The sequence below is a fragment of the Bacteroides sp. Phil13 genome (assembly GCF_001940965.1).
GTDB classification, from domain to species: domain Bacteria; phylum Bacteroidota; class Bacteroidia; order Bacteroidales; family Bacteroidaceae; genus Bacteroides; species Bacteroides intestinalis.
The window spans coordinates 1-6,092 of sequence record NZ_MSHA01000065.1; the positions used below are offsets into that span (position 1 = coordinate 1).

The 6,092-nt window shown below is 36.1% G+C and carries 4 protein-coding genes and 1 pseudogene; all 5 read right to left on the reverse strand.

The genetic code is table 11. The annotated features are described in order from the left end of the window. A pseudogene (locus BWI44_RS11970) lies at nucleotides 1–353 on the reverse strand (DUF4185 domain-containing protein); the annotation flags it as partial. 143 nt (nucleotides 354–496) lie between these two features. After that, nucleotides 497–910 carry a DUF4945 domain-containing protein gene (locus BWI44_RS11975; protein ID WP_055288460.1) on the reverse strand — a complete coding sequence of 138 codons (414 nt, stop codon included), beginning with the start codon at nucleotides 908–910 and terminating at the stop codon, nucleotides 497–499. A gap of 24 nt (nucleotides 911–934) precedes the next feature. Further along, nucleotides 935–1,081 carry a hypothetical protein gene (locus tag BWI44_RS22385; protein ID WP_502688835.1) on the reverse strand — a complete coding sequence of 49 codons (147 nt, stop codon included), beginning with the start codon at nucleotides 1,079–1,081 and terminating at the stop codon, nucleotides 935–937. Nucleotides 1,082–1,105: 24 nt separating this feature from the next. After that, nucleotides 1,106–2,770, reverse strand: coding sequence for a RagB/SusD family nutrient uptake outer membrane protein (locus BWI44_RS11980; protein WP_502688836.1), 1,665 nt, complete (start codon nucleotides 2,768–2,770; stop codon nucleotides 1,106–1,108). Nucleotides 2,771–2,789: 19 nt separating this feature from the next. Continuing rightward, entirely contained in the window at nucleotides 2,790–5,999 is a 3,210-nt protein-coding gene (locus BWI44_RS11985) for a SusC/RagA family TonB-linked outer membrane protein (protein ID WP_009037504.1), read from the reverse strand. Nucleotides 6,000–6,092 lie beyond the last annotated feature (93 nt).

Below are 6,092 nucleotides of genomic sequence, written 5' to 3' on the forward strand. Positions count from 1 at the left end.
TCTTTCGACATATTACCATCTTTGTAAAAGGCAGCCAATACTAGCCGAAAATTCTGTGGATCTGTTTTTTGGATGGTATAATTGAAAATATAATCAGACGTAAGTTCGCTTTGACTTATCTTAGCTGAATAGCTGTCACCTACACTCTTTCTAACCAGCAAATAATCTATGGCATCAATATCCTTAAAATTCAATGTTGTTGATACAATTTTTGTATCCTTATTTGGAATCAAATGAGTATCCAAAGGTATAATTTCATCAATAGGAATATAAGTTTCAGTTTCTTGTTCAGAAGTACAAGAAACAAATAAAAATATAAACGAAGAGAATACTATAAATAATATGTTTTTCATGTCTATTGATTCATTTTTCAATTTATCGTAACCAGATAACCCATTCGCCTTATATCAAATATTAAAATAGAGAGTGAGCTGACTCAGAAAAATACCAGTAAAAGCCCACTCTCTATCATTAACTACAAAAATCCTTCTCGAAACTATTCGACATTAACTATTACACCCTCAGAAGTAACAGTAGATGTACGCCCTGTTTCTTGATTTTCCTCAGTAAAAGTACCTACCAATTTAACGATATAGCGATACTTCTTAGCAGGATCAATAGTGAAAGTATGAGAGGTTTCCTCATTTACCAAGGTTATTCTATCTCTATAAATATTATTTTCCACTATTTGAATCTGTACTGAAATAGGACGTCTGAAGTCTTCTGGAATTACTGAAGGAATACTCCAAGTCAATGTCACTGTAGTAGCATTATCTTGAATATACTGCACATTCTCAGGCGTAGGTATGAAATAATTCAAGCCCTTGTCATCAAGCACATCTCTGTCATAGCAGCTGGACAGTGATAACACTACCAACAACATTGTAAAAATGGTTACTATCTTTTTCATAATTTTCTTCTTAATAGTTAAACATTAATATCCCGGATTCTGCGTATAGTTACCCTTTGAATAATTCATTTGTGGTTGGGAAATCGGAAAGTACTCATCACGACCGGCAGTAAAACGAGCATCATTGAACCAATCGAAGCGAGTTCTTTCAATAGCAAAATATTCGTTCATTGTCTTTTCCAACAATCCCCAACGCTACAAATCAAAGAAACGATGACCTTCGCAAGCAAATTCAAGACGATTTTCCCACATTAAGGCTTTCCATGCAAAGTCCTTAGTCCAATTACAGTTAATACCCGGCTGATAAGTAGCAATATGATAATTCATTGTATATGAACCGTCAGCTTGAGTCAAACGAACCAAACTATTGGCAGCACGAGTACGAATCTGGTTAATATATGGCAGGGCTTCCATTTCTCTATCCAATTGAATCAAAATCTCAGCTTTCCACAGCAACACGTCATCGTAACGAATCATCTTCTTATTCATAGAATTAAATTGCCATCCATCATAAGCAATACAACCACAATCAGGATGTGGCATATCTTTGATGGGTTTCAAGAAACTATAAGTAATCGGATCACGAGTAGCAGTTGAATGGAATAATAAATCAGGATCATACTTCCAAGGCTGTCCAGGAGCTACGATAGTATGGCTAAATCGGGGATCCCATGTATACTTATCAAAGTAAGGCTTAGCGCCAGAATTAACGATATCCAAATTATAAGAACCATCTGAATTTTTAATATATTGACCATAATCATCCTCATTATAATCCTCGAAACGGGGTAAACCGTTTTCATCTGTCTTAAACGCATTAGTCAACGTATAGCTAGCATGGTTAAAGTCACAACACTTAAATACAAAATTACCAGGTTGTGTTTCGGGCCACATCCATGGATGATTCAAACCTTCAGCGCGATTAAATCGACCTGCTGTATGAAAATTATTATCAAGAGCAAATTGTAATTCCCAAATGGATTCTTTAGTAGCATTATCATACTCTACCAAAAAGTTATTACCAAAATCAGATTCCAAACCTACACGACCACCTTCTTGATCAATAATTTTATCAATATAAGGCAAAGCTTCTGCAAGTAATTCCTTATTGATATTTATCACTTGATGACGGTCATCCTGTTCGTAAGCCATATTTAATATTGTCCTAGCAACCATAGCAGTAGCAGCATTACGGCTTACACGACCTTTATCCATCTGATCCAAAGGCAATAATTCCTCGGCCTTTTTAAAATCATCAAGAATACGTTGCCATAAGTAAAGATCATTCCCCTTATCCAATTCACGGTTAGGTACTGCTTCAAAAGCATCTGACATACCTACTACATTCTCATCAATATAGGGTACATATTTCCAAAGTTTTTTCAAACGATACAACGTAAATGAACGGATAAAGAGCATCTCACCCATAAAACTATTCTTATTAGGTAACTCTTCTTCCGTAAAATTTGCCATTCTTTGAATTGCTGTATTACATCTTTGGATAACTTGATAAGAATTATACCAAGTACCATCCAATGCACCGGTATTAGGATTTACATAAGTAAAAAGTGATATGTTACCAAAAGAACCTACAGCATCAGCAACACCACCACCACCTTTGTAGCAGTCATCCGAACGCATAGAACCACTCCACCAATACATATAAGGAGAGGAATCCAATGACCCCATCTCACACATACGGGCATAGGCTGCTGTGACAAAACCTTCTATATCGCTAGGTTTGTTAAGTATATTTTGGTCCAGAACTTGTTTAGGATTGATATCCAAATATGAATCACAACTGCTGACTCCCAATATAGAGCATAGAGCAATTGATAAAGTTATATATTTGCTTTTCATAATAATTTATTAATTAAGTTTAAAAAGAAACATTGATACCGAAATTGAAAGTAAATGGTGTCAGATAATGATAAGAAGGTCTTTCTGGATCGAAACTTGTATATTTGTCATCTCCCCAAAACTTCTTCAAAGTAAATACATTATATGCAGCAGCATACAAACGCAGATTACTCATATGCATTTTTTTGATAAGCTTAGTCGGAAATGTATAACCCAATTCAATATTTCTCAACTTAATATATGAACCATCTTCTATGAACCAAGAAGAGAATCTTTGTTCTTGATTGGCAGTATTATTCGAGATAGCCGGAATATCAGAATTCGGATTGTCAGGTGACCAACCGCCCAACATACGAGTTGCATGATTTTTCCATGCAGGATTGGTGAAAAGCCAAATATCACTCTCTTTCTTCCAGTCGCTATTTACATCATTACCGAACATACCCTCAAAAAATAAGTTCAAGTCAAAGCCCTTATAAGCGAAATCAAAATTAAGACCTCCAAAGAAATCCGGGTCATAGCAACCTATCCAAGTTCTATCATATGTTTCATTGATTACACCATCACCATCTAAGTCCTTGTAGCGAATACGTCCAACTGCTTTACCTGGCTGGTCTGCATGAGCATCAACTTCCTCTTGAGTTTTGAAAATACCATCAGCTACCAAACCATAAGCAGAATTTGGAGAACGTCCTAAAATCAAATCGTGTACACCATCACCAGCATACTTATTGATTACATTGGAAGGAAGGTCAGTCAATTCAGTTTTGTATGTACCAATATTGGCACTAACAGCCCACTGGAATTCACTGGAGGGGTCACTCTTGAAAGATACTGTAAATTCTACACCTTGGTTATTCATACTAGCACCATTAACCCAAGGTTCACCACCTTCACCCATTGCTGCGATATATGGAGTCTGGACCAAGATATCATTTGTTTTCTTATAGTAATAGTCAAAAGAACCAGTCAAACGTTGATTGAAAAATCCAAAGTCAACGCCGAAGTCTGTTTGTTTGGTTGTTTCCCATTTCAAATCAGGGTTACCAATCCAAGTTCTTCTATAGCCAGACTGCAAAGCGCCGGTTGCTTGTCCCTTAATAGGATATGCAGTATCAAAATAATTAGTAGTAAATGGAGTAGTTGTGTAACCACGAGGTAATCCTTGTACACTACCATTCGTACCCCAACTGAAACGAATTTTCAGATCAGACAACCAGTCCGCATCTTCCATAAAAGCTTCATCCTTAATTCTCCAACCAGCAGAAAATGCAGGAAATACACCATAACGATTATTGACACCAAACAAAGAAGAACCATCACGACGTACAGTTGCAGACAACAAATATTTACCAGCATATGAATAATTGGCCTTAGCAAAAAGAGAGAAATAAGTATATTCATCAGCAGAACTACTTACATCAATTTCATCACCGGTAGCAACACTAAGACCGGCAAAATCACGATCTTCCAAATAAAGTCCTTCTCTACTTGCATAAAAACCTTCTTGTACATAACGGGTAAACTCACTACCAAATACAGCATCAATATGGTGTTTTCCAAAACTTTTATTATAGGACAAAGTATTAGTCCATACATAATTTAACGGATGGGACTGGTTATTTCTTACATAATTTTTATCATTGCCTCTAAAACCAGTCTCTACATAAGCCCCATCTACTGTTCTACTATAAGAGTTACCATAATTTATACCAAACTGAGTTCTAGCAGATATACCATTCCAAATATTCAGGTCTGCAAAAACATTACCAATAATTTTCACATAATTATTGATATTATCTTTACCCATAGTCATTTTACGTACCGGATTATCAAAATCATCAAGTCCTGCAGGTCCTGCCCAGTTACCATTTACATCATAAACAGGAACCATAGGTGGCATAATCATAGCCAAAAAGGTTTCCCATTGACTTTTATACTGCAAATAAGAAATAGCTAAATTTTCTCCTACTTTCAAACGATCTTTAATCAAACTATATTCCGTGTTAGCACGTACAGAATATTGTTTGAAAAAAGAATGAATTTGTGTACCTTGGTTGTTAGTATACCCTAATGAAAACAAACTTTTAGCTTTATCCGAACCATTAGAAATAGTCAACTGATGATTTGTAGAAACTGCTGTACGAAAAATCTCATCCATCCAATTTGTATCAGTTGCTTTTACCAATTGATTATTATCCAAATATTCTTTCATTTTCATATTATCCAATACCAGCATTCCATTATCACCTCTATGATACTCATACTCAAAGCCATTGGGTAATAATAGGCCTGAACCATAAGCCCACTCATCATAAGCAGCAGCGCGGAAGGCAGCAGTACCCCATTCTGTGGCGTTCATCATTTCCGGTCTATTTATTATAGAACTTACAGAAACACTACCATTATAGTCAATGGTAGTCTTACCAGCTTTACCTTTTTTAGTTTGGACTAAAATCACACCACCAGAAGCACGTGCACCATAAATTGAGGCAGAAGCAGCATCTTTCAATACCTGAATAGATTCAATATCTCCTGAATTTATGTCACGTAGATTCAGACCTTCAGCTGGCATACCATCCAATACAATTAATGGAGTAACAGCTCCAGACAAAGAAGAAAGACCACGAATTTGAATGCCTATATCTTCTGCAGGATTACCGCCATTGTTGCTAATTTTCACACCGGCCATCTTACCCTGCATAGCTTTCATAACGTTAGCGGAAGTCTTCTTGATGTCTTTTGAATCCGCCAATGCAACCGATCCGGTTAAGTCAGCTTTTTTCTGAGTCATATAACCAGTGTATACAACGACTTCAGACAACATCGTAGCATCACTTTTCATAATAACATCCAAAGATTTCAAGCCTTTAACAGAATATTCTTCTGTTTTTTGACCAATATAAGAAAAGACTAACACAGCATTATCAGAAGGTATTCTTATCGAATATTTTCCCTCCACATCAGTAGTTGTACCTATAGTAGTTCCTTTAACGACAACATTTACCCCAATAAGAGGTTCATTAGTCCCTTCTTCCAGAACTGTTCCTTGTATTACTCTCGCTTGTTGAATCTCATTAGAAGTATCTACGCCATGCTCAGATACTTGAATAGATCCATTTGTCCCCGATGCAGCGGTTGCAAGGGGCAAATTATCCCCTGCATACACTGCAAATGATAGCATTGATGCCAATGCTATGAAACCATTCCTTTTAAAAGAAATCCTCATAATACTTTGATTTAATAGTTAATAAAAAAACAACGTAATTTTAAATATCGGGTATACCCAATTTTACCATCTTGGAATTTCCAAATCGTCCTT